13 protein-coding genes and 1 tRNA gene are annotated in these 15,624 nt (G+C 64.3%); 6 read left to right on the top strand and 8 right to left on the bottom strand.

Annotated features, from left to right (window positions below; translation table 11 throughout):
• Positions 1-148 precede the first annotated feature (148 nt).
• From mmsB to chvE, 3 genes are all read right to left on the bottom strand, one after another.
• Positions 149-1,441 carry a multiple monosaccharide ABC transporter permease gene (gene mmsB, locus LB528_RS08535; RefSeq protein ID WP_224512960.1) on the bottom strand — a complete coding sequence of 431 codons (1,293 nt, stop codon included), beginning with the start codon at positions 1,439-1,441 and terminating at the stop codon, positions 149-151.
• The gene (mmsA, locus tag LB528_RS08530) at positions 1,438-2,973 is read right to left on the bottom strand and encodes a multiple monosaccharide ABC transporter ATP-binding protein (RefSeq protein ID WP_224714545.1); all 1,536 of its coding nucleotides are present in this window, start codon (positions 2,971-2,973) and stop codon (positions 1,438-1,440) included. The genes mmsB and mmsA overlap by 4 nt, the downstream gene beginning before the upstream one ends.
• Positions 2,974-3,161: 188 nt before the next feature.
• Complete coding sequence (gene chvE / locus LB528_RS08525) at positions 3,162-4,232, bottom strand: multiple monosaccharide ABC transporter substrate-binding protein (protein WP_224512959.1); 1,071 nt, start codon at positions 4,230-4,232, stop codon at positions 3,162-3,164.
• 292 nt (positions 4,233-4,524) lie between these two features.
• Here chvE and LB528_RS08520 point away from each other — a divergent pair, with 292 nt between their 5' ends.
• Both LB528_RS08520 and LB528_RS08515 read left to right on the top strand, forming a co-directional pair.
• Complete coding sequence (locus LB528_RS08520; RefSeq protein WP_224714516.1) at positions 4,525-5,514, top strand: LysR family transcriptional regulator; 990 nt, start codon at positions 4,525-4,527, stop codon at positions 5,512-5,514.
• A 103-nt stretch (positions 5,515-5,617) separates the two neighbouring features.
• Positions 5,618-5,953: a protamine-2 (modular protein) gene (locus LB528_RS08515; protein WP_140647383.1), complete on the top strand. Its 336-nt coding sequence runs from the start codon at positions 5,618-5,620 to the stop codon at positions 5,951-5,953.
• Between the two features lie 212 nt (positions 5,954-6,165).
• On the opposite strand, the gene LB528_RS08510 is transcribed toward LB528_RS08515, so the two are convergent.
• Positions 6,166-6,239 (bottom strand) — tRNA-Gly (locus LB528_RS08510).
• Between the two features lie 146 nt (positions 6,240-6,385).
• Between LB528_RS08510 and LB528_RS08505 the strand changes: the two genes are divergently transcribed.
• A complete protein-coding gene (locus LB528_RS08505) occupies positions 6,386-6,655 on the top strand; it encodes a DUF6460 domain-containing protein (protein WP_224714515.1) in 270 nt (89 codons plus the stop codon).
• 12 nt (positions 6,656-6,667) lie between these two features.
• Here LB528_RS08505 and LB528_RS08500 read toward each other — a convergent pair whose 3' ends face one another.
• On the bottom strand, positions 6,668-7,570 hold the full coding sequence (locus LB528_RS08500; RefSeq protein ID WP_224714514.1) for a histone deacetylase: 903 nt from the start codon (positions 7,568-7,570) through the stop codon (positions 6,668-6,670).
• 205 nt (positions 7,571-7,775) lie between these two features.
• On the opposite strand from LB528_RS08500, the gene LB528_RS08495 reads away from it, so the two are divergent.
• Positions 7,776-9,110, top strand: a complete 1,335-nt coding sequence (locus LB528_RS08495) for an MATE family efflux transporter (RefSeq protein ID WP_224714513.1) — start codon at positions 7,776-7,778, stop codon at positions 9,108-9,110.
• On the opposite strand, the gene LB528_RS08490 is transcribed toward LB528_RS08495, so the two are convergent.
• Both LB528_RS08490 and LB528_RS08485 read right to left on the bottom strand, forming a co-directional pair.
• Positions 9,103-10,194 carry a quinone-dependent dihydroorotate dehydrogenase gene (locus LB528_RS08490; protein WP_224714544.1) on the bottom strand — a complete coding sequence of 364 codons (1,092 nt, stop codon included), beginning with the start codon at positions 10,192-10,194 and terminating at the stop codon, positions 9,103-9,105. The two genes, LB528_RS08495 and LB528_RS08490, sit on opposite strands and share 8 nt — an antisense overlap.
• On the bottom strand, positions 10,191-10,538 hold the full coding sequence (locus LB528_RS08485; RefSeq protein ID WP_224714512.1) for a DUF952 domain-containing protein: 348 nt from the start codon (positions 10,536-10,538) through the stop codon (positions 10,191-10,193). Before LB528_RS08485 ends, LB528_RS08490 begins: the two co-directional genes overlap by 4 nt.
• A gap of 112 nt (positions 10,539-10,650) precedes the next feature.
• Between LB528_RS08485 and LB528_RS08480 the strand changes: the two genes are divergently transcribed.
• Complete coding sequence (locus LB528_RS08480) at positions 10,651-11,082, top strand: hypothetical protein (protein WP_224714511.1); 432 nt, start codon at positions 10,651-10,653, stop codon at positions 11,080-11,082.
• 123 nt (positions 11,083-11,205) lie between these two features.
• Positions 11,206-11,865: a response regulator transcription factor gene (locus tag LB528_RS08475; protein WP_224714543.1), complete on the top strand. Its 660-nt coding sequence runs from the start codon at positions 11,206-11,208 to the stop codon at positions 11,863-11,865.
• Here the strand turns inward: LB528_RS08475 and LB528_RS08470 are convergent, their stop codons facing one another.
• The gene (locus tag LB528_RS08470) at positions 11,866-15,351 is read right to left on the bottom strand and encodes a PAS-domain containing protein (protein ID WP_224512925.1); all 3,486 of its coding nucleotides are present in this window, start codon (positions 15,349-15,351) and stop codon (positions 11,866-11,868) included.
• Positions 15,352-15,624 lie beyond the last annotated feature (273 nt).

Genomic DNA, 15,624 nt, shown 5'->3' with positions numbered 1-15,624 from the left:
CGGCGTGGAGCGATCCACGCCACGGTTGAATTTCTTCGTCCGGATTGCGCTCGCGAGCCTGGTCCTTGTCGGGACTTCTTGACGCCGACGGGCTGCCGGCAGCTTCGCGATCTGAAACCCGTATGCCTCCTGAACCTTGCTCCGGCCCTTAAGCCTTGTTCTTGTTGTAGACGTCGAAGATGACCGCGCCGAGCAGCACCAGACCCTTGACCACCTGCTGCCAGTCGACATTGACGCCCATGATCGACATGCCGTTGTTCATCACGCCCATGATGAAGCCGCCGACCACCGCGCCGATCACCTGGCCGACGCCGCCCATTGCCGAGGCGCCGCCGATGAAGACCGCCGCAATGACGTCGAGCTCGCTGCCGAGACCCGCCGCCGGCACGGCCTGGCCGAGGCGCGCCGCGATGATCAGGCCGCCCAGCGCCGACAGCACGCCCATATTGATGAAGACGAGCAGCGTCAGCCTTTCGGTGTTGATGCCCGAGAGCTGCGCGGCCTTGGCGTTGCCGCCCATCGCATAGATGCGGCGGCCGATGGTCATACGTTTGGTGACGAAGACGAACAGCGAGATCAGCACGCCCATCACCAGCAGTACGACCGGCAGGCCCCTGTAGCTGGCGAACTGGAAGACCAGGAACAGCGCCAGCGCGCTGCCGACCAGCGTCTTGATGACGAACAGCGGGAAGGGCTCCGCCTCATAGCCATGACGCTCGCGCTTGCGCCGCGTCCGGAAGCCGAAATAGGCATAGGCCAGGACCGCGATCAGGCCGAGCACGACCGTCGTCATGTGCAACGTCAAGCCACTGCCGACGATCGTCTTGCCGGCGGCATTCACCGTCGGCGGGATCAGCGTCAGCGGACCGATGACGTCCGGGATGAAGCCGGAGCTCAGCGCCTTGAAGCTGTCCGGCAGCGGGCCGACGGAGGAGCCGCCGCCAAGCAGCGCCTGGCAGATGCCGCGGAAGATCAGCATGCCCGCCAGCGTCACGATGAAGCTCGGTATGCGGTGATAGGCGATCCAGTAGCCTTGTGCGGCGCCGATCAGCGCGCCGACGATCAGGCACACGATCGAGACCACCAGCGGATTCGAGAATATCCCGAGCGGCCAGATGACCATCATCATCGCCGCGAGCGCGCCGATGAAGCCGGCGACCGATCCCACGCTGAGGTCGATATAGCCGGCGACGATCACCAACAGCATGCCGAGCGCCATCACGATGATGAACGAGTTCTGCTGCACCAGATTGCTGAGGTTGACCGGTTTGAACAGCGTTCCCGACGTCGTGTACTGGAAGAACAGCATGATCACGATCAGCGCGATGATCAGGCCGTATTCGCGCAGGTTCGTCGTCAGCGCCGAAACTGCGACGCGTGGACCCTGCTTGACGTCCTCGGCGACGCCGCTCTGCGGCGCGGGAGCGCTTTCTGTGCTCATGATGCTTTTTTTCCTTCTCCCCGAACGATGGCGCGCATGATTTTTTCCTGGCTGGCGTCGCTTGCCGCCATTTCGCCGACGATGCGTCCTTCGTTCATCACATAGATGCGGTCGGTGATGCCGAGCAGTTCAGGCATTTCCGACGAGATGACGATGATCGCTTTGCCCTCGGCGGCGAGGCGCGCGATGATCGTATAGATTTCGTACTTGGCGCCGACGTCAATGCCGCGCGTCGGCTCGTCGAGGATCAGCACTTCCGGATCGGCGAACAGCCATTTCGACAGCACCACCTTCTGCTGGTTGCCGCCCGAGAGATTGCCGGTCAGCTGATAGACGCTGGAGGCGCGAATGTTGGTCTTCTTGCGGTAATCGTTGGCGACGCTCATCTCGCGCATGTCGTCGATGACGCCGCGGCTGGAAACGCCGGAGAGGTTGGCCAAAGTCACATTGTGCTTGATGTGGTCGATGAGGTTGAGGCCGTAGGTCTTGCGATCCTCGGTGACATAGGCGATGCGGTTCTCCACCGCTCTGCTCACCGATGAGAGGTCGAGCGGCCTGCCTCTAAGCAGAACCTCGCCTGTGATGTGCCGGCCATAGGAGCGGCCGAACAGGCTCATCGCGAATTCGGTGCGGCCGGCGCCCATCAGCCCGGCAATGCCCACCACCTCGCCCTTGCGCACATTGAGGTTGACGTTCTTGATCACCTGCCGTTCGGCGTGGATCGGGTGGTAGACCGACCAGTCCTTGACCTCGAAGATGACCTCGCCGATCTGCGGCTCGCGCGGCGGATAGCGGTCGTCGAGCGAGCGGCCCACCATCGAGGTGATGATGCGGTCTTCCGAGATATCTTTCCTCGGCAGAGTCTCGATGGTGCGCCCGTCGCGGATCACCGTCACCTTGTCGGCGACCCGGTTCACCTCGTTGAGCTTGTGCGAGATCAGGATCGAGGTCATGCCCTGGCGCTTGAACTCGAGCAGAAGGTCGAGCAGCGCCTGACTGTCCGTTTCGCTGAGCGACGCCGTCGGCTCGTCGAGGATCAAGAGCTTCACTTCCTTGCTCAGCGCCTTGGCGATCTCGACCAGCTGCTGCTTGCCGACGCCGATATTGGTGATCAGCGTTTTGGGATCCTCCCTGAGCCCGACCTTCTTGAGCAGGGCGGCCGTGCGTGTCTCGTTGGCGTCCCAGTCGATGACGCCATAGCTGGCGTGCTCATTGCCGAGGAAGATGTTTTCCGCGATCGACAGCATCGGCACCAGCGCAAGCTCCTGGTGGATGATGACGATGCCGATATGCTCGCTGTCGTGGATGCCTTTGAAATGGCATTCCTGGCCGCGGAAGATGATCTGGCCTTCATAGGTGCCGGACGGATAGACGCCCGACAGCACCTTCATCAGCGTCGACTTGCCGGCGCCGTTCTCGCCGACGACGGCGTGGATCTCACCTTCCTCGACGCTGAGATTGACGTTCGACAACGCCTTCACGCCGGGAAACGTCTTGGTGATGTCGCGCATCTCCAAAATCGTCGAGGCCATGAGGTTCTGCTCCCTGGCGCCTGCCTTCCATTCGCGGAAAAGCGTCATGCGCGAAATCAACATACTGCAGTCTGGTCAGCACCGCGACCGCGCACAGCGCTGCAGAAGCCGGCAAAAACAATACCGGTGTCGCTTGTGAACGAAAAGGGGCCCTGCGGTCGCGCAGGACCCCTTCCTGTGAGGCTGGATTACTTCAGCTCGTCGGCCTTGATGTAGCCGGAGTCGACAACCAGTTCCTTGTAGTTCGACTTGTCGACCTCATGCGGCGTCAACAGGATCGAGGGAACGACCTTGACGTCGTTATTGTAGGTCTTGGTGTCGAGGCCGTCCGGCTTGCCGCCGGAGAGCACCTTGTCGACCAGCTGCACGGTGGCCTTGGCCAACTCGCGGGTGTCCTTGAACACGGTCGAGTACTGTTCGCCCGAGATGATCAGCTTGACCGAGGCGGTCTCGGCGTCCTGACCGGTCACGATCGGCCAGGGCTGTGCCTCCGTGCCGTAGCCGACGGCGCGCAGCGAAGCGGTGATGCCGCGCGACAGGCCGTCATAGGGCGACAGAACGCCATCGACGCGGCTGCCGTCCGAGTAGTTGGCCGAGAGCAGGTTGTCCATGCGCGCCTGGGCGGTGGCGGCGAGCCAGCGCAGCGTGCCGACCTTGTCCATGCCCATCTGGCCGGACTTGATCTTGATCGAACCGTCGTCGATCAGCGGCTGCAGGACCGACATCGCGCCATTGTAGAAGAAGAAGGCATTGTTGTCGTCCGGCGAGCCGCCGAACAGTTCGACGTTCCACGGCTTGGTGTTCGGGAAGCGCTCCTTGAGGCCCTTGACCAGCGAATTCGCCTGGATCACGCCGACGCCGAAATTGTCGAAGGTGGTGTAGTAGTCGACATTCGGGGTCTTCTTGATCAGACGGTCGTAGGCGACGACGACGACGCCGGCGTCATTGGCCTTCTGCAGCGCGTCGGCCATGGTGGTGCCGTCGATCGAAGCGATGATCAGCGCCTTCGGGCCCTTGGTGATTTCGTTTTCCAGCTGGCTGAGCTGGTTCGGGATATCGTCCTGCGCATATTGCAGGTCGACGGTATAGCCGAGCTTCTCGAGCTGGGATTTGACGGCGTCGCCGTCGTTGATCCAGCGCTGCGAGGTCTTGGTCGGCATCAGCACACCGATGAGGCCCTTGTCGGCTGCGTGTGCCGAATAGCTCATGGCGGCAATGCCAAGGGCCGCCACGGCGGCCAGCGTCTTGATGATCTTCACGTTACTCTCCCTGGTTGATGGACGCGACACCTCGGGGCTTCGCGGGCCGCGCAGTCGAGCAGGTGCGCTGGCGCGCCACTGTCGGCTTTATCGATCTCCGGTATCCTCCCAATCGGTCCCCCGACGCAGTTTCAATCGATACGAATTTGCTCGTTGCTGACCGTTGCGTCTCGGAACGCGCGAAGGGTGGGTCCCTTTGACATAACTGTCAAATGCGATCTTTGCTGGTTGCTATATCGAAACTGGTATAGCTTGAACGGCAGATGGAAATCCGGCGGAGAGGCCTCAATCCATGGCGGCATTGCATGATCCTGATGTGATTTCAGTAAGTTACGAGAAATTGCCGGGAGACGGCGAGACGCTGCTGCGCAGCGGCCTCAGTCTTCGGCACATGCGCATGATCACCGCGCTGGACGATCACGGCCGGGTGAGCGCCGCCGCCCAGGTCATGAACATCTCCCAGCCGGCAGCCTCGCGCATGATCGCCGAGATGGAGGCGGTGCTCGACGTGAAGTTATGCGAGCGGCTGCCACGCGGCGTGACGCTGACCCCTTACGGCCAGGCGCTCGCTCGCCGCGCCCGCTCGATCTTGCTGGAGATGCGCGAGGCCGACCGCGAGATTGCCGAGCTCAAGGCCGGCAAGGGCGGCTCGGTGTTTCTCGGCGCGGTCACGGCGCCGGCCATCGAGCTCGCGGTGCCGGCGATCCGCGAGATTCGCCGCATCTATCCGCGCATCGAGATCACCATGCAGGTCGAAACTTCGAACGTGCTCGCCCGCGAGCTGATCGCATCGCGCCACGACTTCATCATCGCCCGCATTCCCGAGGACCTCAATCCGCGGCTTTTCGAATCGCGCGTTATCGGCGTCGAGAAAGCCTGCCTCATCGTGCGCCGCGGCCATCCGCTGGCGAGCGGCAAGGCGGTGAGGCTGGAAGACACGGCGGCCTATGACTGGGTGTTCCAGTCCGGCGGCTCGCCGCTGCGCCAGGCGATGGAAAGCAACTTTTTGAACCGCGACATCCCGCTGCCCGACCGCATCCTCAACACCTCCTCGCTGCTGCTCACCCTGGTGATGGTGGCGCAGTCCGACGCCATCGCGCCGGTCTCGATCCAGGTCGCCAAGTTCATCCAGGGCGGCGACGGGCTGGCCGGCGCCATCGACGTCGTCCAGACCGAGTTCGACATCGAAGTCCGGCCCTACAGCCTGATCACGGTCAAGAACCGCGTGCTCTCGCCCGCAGCCAAAATGCTGCACGACTTCATTTTGCGCGAGGTGGGCTAATGGAACGAGAATCCTACTTGCACGTTCAAACCGATCGGTCGCTCGCTGGAACCCGTTGCGGGTGAGGGAAGGCTGCCGATGCTCGACAGTTCGGGAGGTTTCGATGGAACGTCGGTTGTTTCTGACTGGAATGCTTGGCGTTGCGGGGGCGGCAGCGCTTGCAAGCCTGGCCGGACCAGCCAAGGCGGTTGCCGGCATCCCCAAAGGCAACGGGATTCTCGATGAATTGGACAAGCCGGATCCGGCCATCTACGAGGAGGATGACCAGGCCGATCTGCTGCAGCCAGCTCAGTACTACCGCCGTCGGTACTACCGTGACCGGTACTACCGCCGCCGCCGGCGCCGCGTTTGGAGAAGGGTCTGCCGCCGCTACTGGCGTTACGGCCGGCGTCATGTCCGCTGCTGGCGTCGCCGCGTCTGGATCGGCTTCCGGCTCTAGGGGCCTACCGGGTGAATCGCTGACGGGGTCTTGCATGGTGTGCAAGACCCAAACCTTCGCTTACAGACAGCCGAATTCACCCTCGCGCAAACTGCTCGGCCTGAGGGTCGACCCAATGCAATTCCGCCCCGCGATCCCCCGGCAGCCGACCCGAATCGGTTGCGCAATTTGGTCCCTTGGTGAGGTCTGACTCAAACCCGTCCGGCGCAAGCTGGAGCGGGTAGCGGGAATCGAACCCGCGCGTTCAGCTTGGGAAGCTGACAGGCTACCATTACATCATACCCGCGCGAGCCCTCGTTACCATGATGGCGGGGCGTCAAGCAATCGGCAAAGCGGAGCGGGCGGGAGCGGGCGGCTCCATTGCTTGATGCCTTTCCGCGGAATGCGTATCTCTGATATCGCGCTGCCGAATCGGGCGGCTCGAACCGGAGAATGGCCTTGTCCGCATTGACGCGCTTTCTTGGCGACACGCCGCTCAGGGTGCTCCTGAAGCTGCTCGTGGTCTCCTTCCTCGTCGGCCTCGTCATGCATGCCTTCGGCTGGTCGCCGATGGACGTCTTCTATGGCATCCGCCAGTTCTTCGTCGATTTGTGGAATCTCGGCTTCCATGCCATCGACCGCTTCCTGGGCTACATCCTGCTCGGCGCGGCGATCGTCGTGCCGGTGTTCATCTTGCTCAGGATCGCCAGCTACCGGAAATAGCTCGGCGTGGCATCACGCATATCGCGACGCCACCTCGAACAGGATGGCGTGGCGCGCGGCCAGCACCGGCACGTCGGTCGAGTAGCCGCCGCCGATGACGCCGCACAGCGGCACGCCCTGCTTGCGGAAATGGCCGATGACCATGTCTTCGCGGGCGCTGAGGCCATTGTCGGTGAGCGCCAGCCGGCCGAGCCTGTCCTCGGAATGGACGTCCACGCCCGCATTGTAGAAGACGATGTCCCAGCGCCTTTGCCCGGAGAGCTCCGGCAGGATGGCGGCGAGCCGCTCGAGATAGGCGTCGTCGCCAGTGCCGTCCGGCAAGGCGACGTCGAGGTCGGAGGCGATCTTGCGCACCGGGTAGTTGCGCTCGCCATGCATGGAAAAGGTGAAGGCGCGCGGCTCATCCTTGAGAATGTCCGCCGTGCCGTCGCCCTGATGCACGTCGAGGTCGACGACCAGCACGTTTTCGACGGCGCCTTCCGCCAGCAGCGCCAGCGCGGCGACGGCGACATCGTTGAAGGTGCAGAAGCCGGCGCCTTGCGCGCGCCTGGCATGATGGCTGCCGCCCGCCGTGTTGCAGGCAATGCCGTGTTTCAGCGCCAGCCTGGCGGCCAGCACCGTACCCGCCGTAGCGAGCTGTGCCCTCAATGACACGCGCGGACCGATCGGAAAGCCGATCTCGCGCTCTATTTTCGCCGGCACCTGGCAGACGATCACCTGGTCGACATAGTCGGCCGCATGCGCAAGCTTCAGCCGTGCAGCCGGTGCCGGCTCCGGCATCGAAAGCGCGCCCGGCACGGCCAGACCGCGTAAGCGCAAAGCCTCCATCAAAAGCGGATATTTGCTCATCGGAAAGCGATGGTTGACGGCGAAGCCGGCGTCATAGTCGGGGTGGTGGACGATCTGCAGCGGCATGGGTCGGGAGGCCTGCGCCAGCCTGGAGCAATTCCAGGAAAAGTGTGAAACGGTTAGGCTCAGCGCCTTCGCCGTAGCCTTCCGTCCGGAGTTGCGTAAGACCAGCGGAAAATTCGGTTGGCAGTCCGGCTGATGGTGGTTGCGTGACGCCGGCAAACTGAGGCACATCGGGTCCTCGATCAAGCCCGCAATCGAACAGGCAGCAATGGACGCAACCCAAGGCAGCGCCAGATCCTTCGCCGTCACCAACCGCTCGGTGCTGGCGATCGCCGTGCCGATGACGCTTGCCTATCTGACGACGCCGCTGCTTGGCATTGTCGACACGGCGGTGGTCGGCCAGTTCGGCGATGCGGCCCTGCTCGGCGGCCTGGCGGCGGGGTCGCTGGTGTTCGACGTCGTCTTCACCACCTTCAACTTCCTGCGTTCGGGCACCACCGGCCTCGTCGCCCAGGCCTTCGGGCGCGGCGATGCGCTGGAGGAGCAGGCGGTGCTGTGGCGCGCCGTGCTGATCGCGGTCGTCGCGGGCGTCGTGCTTGCCGCCCTTGCGCCCCTCTTTGCCGTCGCCGGCCAATGGTTCATGGGCGCCGAACCGCGCGTCAGCGCGGCGATGTCGGTCTATATCCGCATCAGGCTATTGGCAGCGCCCTTCTCACTGATCAACTACGCCATACTGGGCTACGTGCTGGGACGCGGCGAGGGCGGGCTCGGGCTGATGCTGCAGGCGGTGCTCAACGGCATTAACATCGCGCTCTGCTTCTTGCTCGGCCTCGAGCTCGGCTGGGGCGTTGCCGGCGTCGCCTGGGCGACCGTCACCGGCGAGTTCCTGGCCATGCTGCTTGGCCTTGCCATCGTGCTCAACCGTTTCCGCAAGCTGGAGCGGCCGTCGCGCCGGCGTATCCTCGACTTGCCAGCGTACCGGCGTATGCTGTCGCTCAACCGCGACATCATGATCCGCTCCTTCTCGCTGCTTGCCGCCTTCGCGCTGTTCACCAGGCAGGGCGCGCAATTCGGCACGGTGACACTCGCCGCCAACGCCGTGCTGATGAATTTCTTCCTCATCGCCGGCTACTTCCTCGACGGTTTCGCCACCGCCGCCGAGCAGCTCGCCGGCCGCGCCATCGGCGCGCATGCGCCTGCCCCGTTCCGGCAGGCGGTACGGCTGACGCTGATCTGGGGTTTTGGCCTCGCCGGTATCGCCACGCTCACCCTGCTGACCGCCGGCGCCAGTCTGGTGGCGCTGGTGACGACGTCCCCGGAGGTCCGCGCGGTCGCCGATACCTATCTGCCCTGGGCGGCCTTCACGGCGCTGAGCGGCGTGCTGGCCTTCCAGATGGATGGCGTCTTCATCGGCGCCACCTGGTCGCGCGACATGCGCAACATGATGCTGTTGTCGTTCCTCATCTTCTGCGCTGCGCTCATCACCCTGGCGCCGGCATTCGGCAACAGCGGCCTGTGGGCATCGCTGCATGTTTTCCTGCTGGTGCGCGGCTTGAGCCTGCTGACGGTGCTCAGGCTCAGGGTGAGGACAGCTTTCAGCTGATCGGTTTTGAAGCCCAGCGCTCGCAAGCCGAGTCGCGCAGGTCCCTGATCGAGCCAAGCCGCTCGCGTTCCATGAACCGCGCCATGCCGGCGACGATTCGCCCGGGCAGCGCCGGCCCGGCATAGATCATGCCGGTGTAAAGCTGGACCAGATCCGCCCCGGCGCGGATCTTCTCGAGCGCCGTCTCGGCGGAATCGACCCCGCCGACACCGATGAGGGCAATGCTTGGGCCGAGCAGCTTACGCATGCGGGCGAGCACGGCGGTGGAACGCTCGAACAGCGGCTTGCCCGAAAGGCCGCCGGCTTCGCCTGCCACGGCCGTGCTGCGCAATCCTGTCCTTGCAAGGGTCGTGTTGGAGACGATGAGGCCGTCGATCTTCTTCTCGATGACCTCGGCGGCAATGTCTTCCAGCTCCGCCTCGACGAGGTCCGGCGCGATCTTGAGGAAGACCGGCGGCTGCGCCGCCGCTTCCGTCCTTGCCGCCGTCACCCTCGACAACAATTCGCCGAGTTGCTCGCGCGCCTGCATGTTGCGCAGGCCAGGCGTGTTGGGCGAGGAGATGTTGACGGTCAGATAGCTCGCATAGGGCGCGAAGCGGGCGACGCCGCGCTCATAGTCGGCGATGCGGTCGGCGCTGTCCTTGTTGGCGCCGATATTGACGCCGACGATGCCTGGCCGTCCCTTGCGCGCGGCAAGGCGCTTTTCGGCGGCCGCATGGCCCTCATTGTTGAAGCCCAGCCGGTTGATCACCGCTTCGTCCGCCGTAAGCCGGAAGATGCGCGGCTTCGGATTGCCGGGTTGCGGCAGCGGCGTGATGGTGCCGACCTCGGCGAAGCCGAAGCCGAGCCCAAGCAGCGCGTCCGGCACTTCGGCGTTCTTGTCGTAGCCGGCGGCCATGCCGAGCGGGTTGGGGAAATCGAGGCCGCAAAGGCTGACCTTCAGCCGCGCGTCATGCGTCGGGCGCCGCGGCGCCGTCGCGCCGACCGGCAGCCCGCAGCGCAGCGCCGCGATCGACAGGCCGTGCGCGGTTTCCGGATCGAAGGAGAAAAGCAGCTTTTGGCCGATCCGGTCGAGCACGCTTATTCGCCCTCCAGCGTCGGGAATTCGTGGCCGCCCGCGCCGAGCGGCAACGGCTTTACCCAGAGAACGGCACCAAGGTCGAGCTCGGCGTATAGATGCGGGAACAGGGCGCCGCCGCGCGAGACCTCGTATTTCAGCGCATCGCCCAGCTTCGCCGCGTCGATTGCGATCAGCAGCAGGTCCGTCTGCCCGGCGAAATGCCTGGCCGCCGTCTCGCGAACCTGGCCGGCGGCGGAGAAATGGATGAAGCCGTCGGCGATGTCGATCGGCGCGCCGGTGAAGCGCCCGTTCTTTTCGGCTTCGCGCCACAGCGCCTCGGGCGCGATCTTGTAGATAATCTGAGACATTGTCGCGCTATAGTCCGAACCGAAGGTGCGGGGAAGGCTCGAAGCTCGACTCTTCCCCATTTCCGGCGCAAACCTGTGATAGTCCGCCTTCACTGGCTCATGGAGGAACAACATGCGTCTGCAGCACATCCTGATCTCCGCGGCGCTTTGCTCGTTGGTTGCCGCTTCCGCCTATTCCGAGGAGACCGACCATTACCGTCTGGAGAAGTCGGCCAACGGCTATGTCCGCATGAATACAAGGACCGGCGCCATGTCGATCTGCGAAGAGCGCTCAGGCCAGCTCGTCTGCAAGATGGCCGCCGACGAGCGTGCCGCCTACCAGGACGAGATCGACCGGCTGGACAAGTCGGTCAAGGCGCTCGACGCGCGTGTCGCCAAGCTCGAGAATTCGCTGTCTGCCCGGCTGGAATCGCAACTGCCCAGCGAAGAGGATTTCAACAAGACGATGGGCTACATGGAGCGCTTCTTCCGGACCTTCAAGGACATCGTCAAGGACCTGGACAAGGAAGATGGCGACGGCAAGCTGAACCAGCAGAAGACCTGATTGCAAGCCGCCTTGGGGAAAACCCCGCACGCGGCCTTTGCCGCTTGAAAACGCGCCGCGCCGCCGCATAATCATTCCGGTCCCCGCAAGAACACAATGATGATGGGATCGGGGGAGGAATATTTGCCGTCGGGCCACACTTTCGTCATTGCCGACGACCATCCGCTTTTTCGCGGCGCGCTGAAGGAGGCGCTTGCCGGCATCGGCGACGTTGCCGCCATCCATGAAGCCGGCGATTTCGAAAGCGCCAAGGCGCTGGTACTGGCCAACGAGGATGTCGACATGGTGCTGCTCGACCTGTCGATGCCGGGCGCCAGCGGCCTCTCCGGCCTGATCTCGCTGCGAGGCATCCATCCGGCGGTGCCGCTGGTGGTGGTCTCGGCGCATGACGATCCCGTCACCATCCGCCGCGCGCTCGATCTCGGCGCTTCCGGCTTCATCTCCAAATCGGCCAGCATGGAAGAGATCCGCGCCGCCGTGCAGGCGGTGCTTGCCGGCGATATCGCGGCACCCGCCGGCATAGAGCTCGGCGTCGAGCGTGACCCGGAAATCTCCGATCTGATCAAGCGCCTGCAGGCGCTGACGCCGCAGCAGACGCGCGTGCTCGGCATGTTGGCGGAGGGCCTCCTCAACAAGCAGATCGCCTATGAGCTCGGCGTCTCCGAGGCCACCATCAAGGCGCATGTCTCGGCCATCCTGCAGAAGCTGGGCGTCGACAGCCGCACCCAAGCGGTCATCCAGCTGTCGAAGATCGGCGGCGACCCGCTGCAGCCGGTCGGCTGATCACTCCGCCGCCGGCGCCAGCGGCCTGACGCGCCCCATCATCGAGCGCAACACGGCCGGCTTCAGCGGCTTGTTGATCACCGGAATGTCGAGCCGGCCGGCAGCCGCGCGCACCTCGCTGGAGCGGTCGGCAGTGACCAGCACGCAGGTAAGGTCCTGCCCATAGGCGGCGCGCAGCGCGGCGATCGCATCGAGCCCGGTGCCGCCGTCGAGGTGATAGTCGGCCAGCACGAGGTCCGGCTTTGGCGCGCCGGGCTTCAGGAGATCGCCTGATCCCGAAGCCGTCTCGACGCGGCATCCCCAGCCTTCCAGCAGCAGCCGCATGCCGTCGAGGATCCGCGCGTCATTGTCGATGCACAGCACGTTGAGCCCGGCAAGCGTCGAGGCGGAGCGGGACGGCGCCTTGCCGGCCTCGCGCGGCGGCGCCGCGACCGCCGCGACCGGCAGGATGACGGAAAAGCGCGTGCCCTTGGCGGGGGTGGAGTAGATGCGGATCTCGAGCCGCAGCACCCTGGCGATGCGGTCGACGATGGATAACCCCAAGCCAAGACCTTCGGCCTCGCGCACGCCCTCGTCGAGGCGCGTGAACTCATGGAAGACGGTGTTGAGCTTGTCGCCGGCAATGCCGATGCCGGTGTCGATCACCTGGATCTCCGCCAGTTCGCCGCGCCGCCGCACGCCGACCAGGATGCGGCCCTGGCGCGTGTATTTGATGGCGTTGGAAACGAGGTTCTGGATCAGCCTGCGCAAAAGGTTCCGGTCGGTCATGACGCCGAGGGACGACGGCACAATCTTCAGATGAAGCTTCTTTTCGGCGGCGAGCGGGCGAAAATCGGTGCCGATCTGGCCAAGCAGTCCGCCCAGGGTAAAAGCGGTATTGTCGGGCTTCATGGCGCCGGCGTCGAGCCGCGAGATGTCGAGCACCGCGCCGAGGATGGTCTCGACCGATTCCAGCGAGGACTCGATGTTCATCGCGGCCTTGCCGGCAGGTCCCTTGCCTGCCTTCTCGATCAGCGACGAGCAATAGAGCCGGGCGGCGTTCAGCGGCTGCAGGATGTCATGGCCGGCGGCGGCGAGGAAGCGCGTCTTGCCGAGGTTTGCCTCCTCGGCCAACATCTGCGCCTGCGCCAGTTCCTCGTTGACGCGGGTGAGCTCGACGGTGCGGGTCTTGACCCGCTGCTCCAACGATTCATTGGCCCGCTTCAGCGCCAGGTCCTGTTCGACGCGGCCTGAAATGTCGGCATAGGTGGCGACGATGCCGCCGTCGGGCATCGGGTTGGAGCGCAGCTCCAGGATGCGGCCGCTGGTCTTCAGCTCCATCTGCCACGGGCCGGCGAAGCTGGTCAGCCGGTTGAGCATCGTCACCCGCTGGTCGGCGGGAATGTCGCCGCGCTCGGCGAGATGATGAAGGATCCGGTCGAGCGAGACCCCGACCTGGCCCATCTCGTCTGGCAGGTCGAACAGCAGCCGGTATTGCCGGTTCCAGCAGATCAGTCGGAAATCGCGATCGAAGACGGTGATGCCTTGCTCCATCTGGTCGAGCGCGATCTGTAGCAGGTCGCGATTGTGCTGCAGCGCCTCGGTGGCGTCGTCGAGCAGCTTGAAGGCATCCTTGGAGTCGCGATCGTTGCGGCGAAAGAGCAGCGACAAGATCAGCCGCGCCGAGGAGGAGCCGACGGCGCTCGCCAGCAGTTGCTCCGAAAAGCGGATGACATCCATGCTGGCCTGCTCGGTGCCGTGCAGGGAGACCTTCGCGTCCCTCTCGAAGGATTGGAACGAGCGCTCCGTGCGCTCGACGCCGAGATAGCGCGAGATCGTGTCCTTCAGGTCGTTGACGGTGACGGCGGTGCGGAAGCGTCTGAGGCTGGGCATCGGGCCGGCCTCGCGCGGCACGAAGAGCGCCGCCTGGATGCGCTCCAGCGGCACGGATGCGCGCGAGAGGGAGCCCAGGACGAAAAACAGCGCATTGACCGAGAGGCTCCACAGCACGCCGTGATTCAGCGGCTCGCCGACGGTGCCGAACAGCGCCTGCGGCCTCAGCGCCTCGAAGCCGAACAGGCCATGGACGACGACGTCGGATTCTGTGCCGACAAGTGAAGGAAGGAGCAGCGTATAACCCCAGACGGCTATGCCGGCGACCATGCCGAGGGCTGCGCCCCGGCCGTTGGCGCGGCGCCAGATCAGCCCGCCGATCAACGCCGGCGCGAATTGGGCAATCGCGGCAAACGACATCAGGCCGATCGAGGATAGCCGCGCGCTATTGGTGCTCTCGCGATAATAGAGGAAGGCGATGAACAGCATGATGAAGATCGAGGCGCGGCGCACATTGAGGATCAGCGTCGACCAGTCCTCGTTCTCCGAAGAACTCGTCTTGAGCACGCGGCGCACGAACAGCGGGATGACGAGATCGTTGGAGATCATGATCGACAGCGCGACGCTCTCGACGATCACCATGGCGGTCGCCGCCGACAGTCCGCCGACGAAGGCGGCCATGGCCAGCACGTCATGGCCGCTGAACAGCGGCAGCGACAAGACATAGAGGTCGCTGCTGGTCTTGCCGCCGACCAGCGACAGGCCGGCAAAGGCGATCGGCAGCACGAAGACATTGATGGCCACGAGATAGAGCGGGAACACCCAGGTCGCGGTGCGCAGCTCCGCCTCGCTGCGGTTCTCGACGATGGTGACGTAGAACTGCCGCGGCAGCATCAGCACGGCAAAGCCGCTCAGGCCGGTCAGCACCAGCCAGGTGGCGAGCGAGGTGCTGTAGCTCATCGCCTGGCGCACCTGGCTGTTTCCGGCAAGCCTGGCGAACATGTCGCCGGGCCCGCCGAAGATCAGGAACGTCACCATCAGGCCGATGGCGAGGAAGGCGGCGAGCTTGACCACGGTTTCGACCGCCACTGCCAGAACCAGCCCGTCCTGGTGTTCAGTGGCGTCGGCATGGCGTGTGCCGAACAGCACCGCGAACAGCGCCAGCAACATCGCGACCACAAGTGAGATATCGCTGACGAACGGATCGAAAGAAGGCGGCGAGCCGGTATAGTGCTCGACCATCAGGCTGACGGAGCCGGAGATCGCCTTGAGCTGCAGCGCGATGTAGGGCACCGCGCCAATGGTGGCGATCAGCGTCGCGATCGCCGCGACGGTGAAGCTCTTGCCGTAGCGGGCGCCGAGGAAGTCGGCGATCGAGGTGATCTTCTCGCTTTTTGCCAGCCGGATCATGCGGTTGAGCAGCGGGAAGCCGAACACGAAGACCAGCACCGGGCCGGTATAGATGCCGAGGAATTCGAGGCCGCGCTCGGAGGACAGCCCGACCGAACCGAAGAAGGTCCAGGAGGTGCAGTAGATGGCGAGGCTGAGCGCATAGATGAAGGGCCGTGCCCGTCCGAGCCCGGCTGCCACCGAGCGCCGGTCGCCGACGCTGGCGATGGCGAAAAGCAGCGTCACATAGGCGATCGCGATGATGACGACGAACCAGCCTTGCACGGTCCGCACTTCCTCCTAGAGCATGATGCCGAAAAGTGAGAGGCGGTTTTCGGGCAACATCATGCTCTATTTCTTGACTAAAACCGGTACCTCATCCGGTCCCTACAACGCAATCACAGCTCCAACCGCGAGTCCACCGCGGCTTTCGGCGCATATGTGCTGGATGATGGTGCGGAAACACAAACCGGTGCTTTGGCCCTTTTTCCGGTTTTGCAACCGGGGGTTTTTGTTATGGTGGGTCCAGGGCCGGCACCGAAGGACACTGGTGAGGCG

This window comes from Mesorhizobium sp. CA4, assembly GCF_020165075.1.
Taxonomy (GTDB): domain Bacteria; phylum Pseudomonadota; class Alphaproteobacteria; order Rhizobiales; family Rhizobiaceae; genus Mesorhizobium.
Note: the sequence above shows the minus strand (reverse complement) of the source record. Positions and strands in the feature narration are given on the sequence as shown.

Bases quoted from the DNA above. Each gene is read 5' to 3' on its own strand.
- mmsB (WP_224512960.1), bottom strand. From the start codon at position 1,441: ATGAGCACAGAAAGCGCTCCCGCGCCGCAGAGCGGCGTCGCCGAGGAC.
- mmsA (WP_224714545.1), bottom strand. From the start codon at position 2,973: ATGGCCTCGACGATTTTGGAGATGCGCGACATCACCAAGACGTTTCCC.
- LB528_RS08520 (WP_224714516.1), top strand. From the start codon at position 4,525: ATGGCGGCATTGCATGATCCTGATGTGATTTCAGTAAGTTACGAGAAA.
- LB528_RS08515 (WP_140647383.1), top strand. From the start codon at position 5,618: ATGGAACGTCGGTTGTTTCTGACTGGAATGCTTGGCGTTGCGGGGGCG.
- LB528_RS08505 (WP_224714515.1), top strand. From the start codon at position 6,386: ATGGCCTTGTCCGCATTGACGCGCTTTCTTGGCGACACGCCGCTCAGG.
- LB528_RS08500 (WP_224714514.1), bottom strand. From the start codon at position 7,570: ATGCCGCTGCAGATCGTCCACCACCCCGACTATGACGCCGGCTTCGCC.
- LB528_RS08495 (WP_224714513.1), top strand. From the start codon at position 7,776: ATGGACGCAACCCAAGGCAGCGCCAGATCCTTCGCCGTCACCAACCGC.
- LB528_RS08485 (WP_224714512.1), bottom strand. From the start codon at position 10,538: ATGTCTCAGATTATCTACAAGATCGCGCCCGAGGCGCTGTGGCGCGAA.
- LB528_RS08480 (WP_224714511.1), top strand. From the start codon at position 10,651: ATGCGTCTGCAGCACATCCTGATCTCCGCGGCGCTTTGCTCGTTGGTT.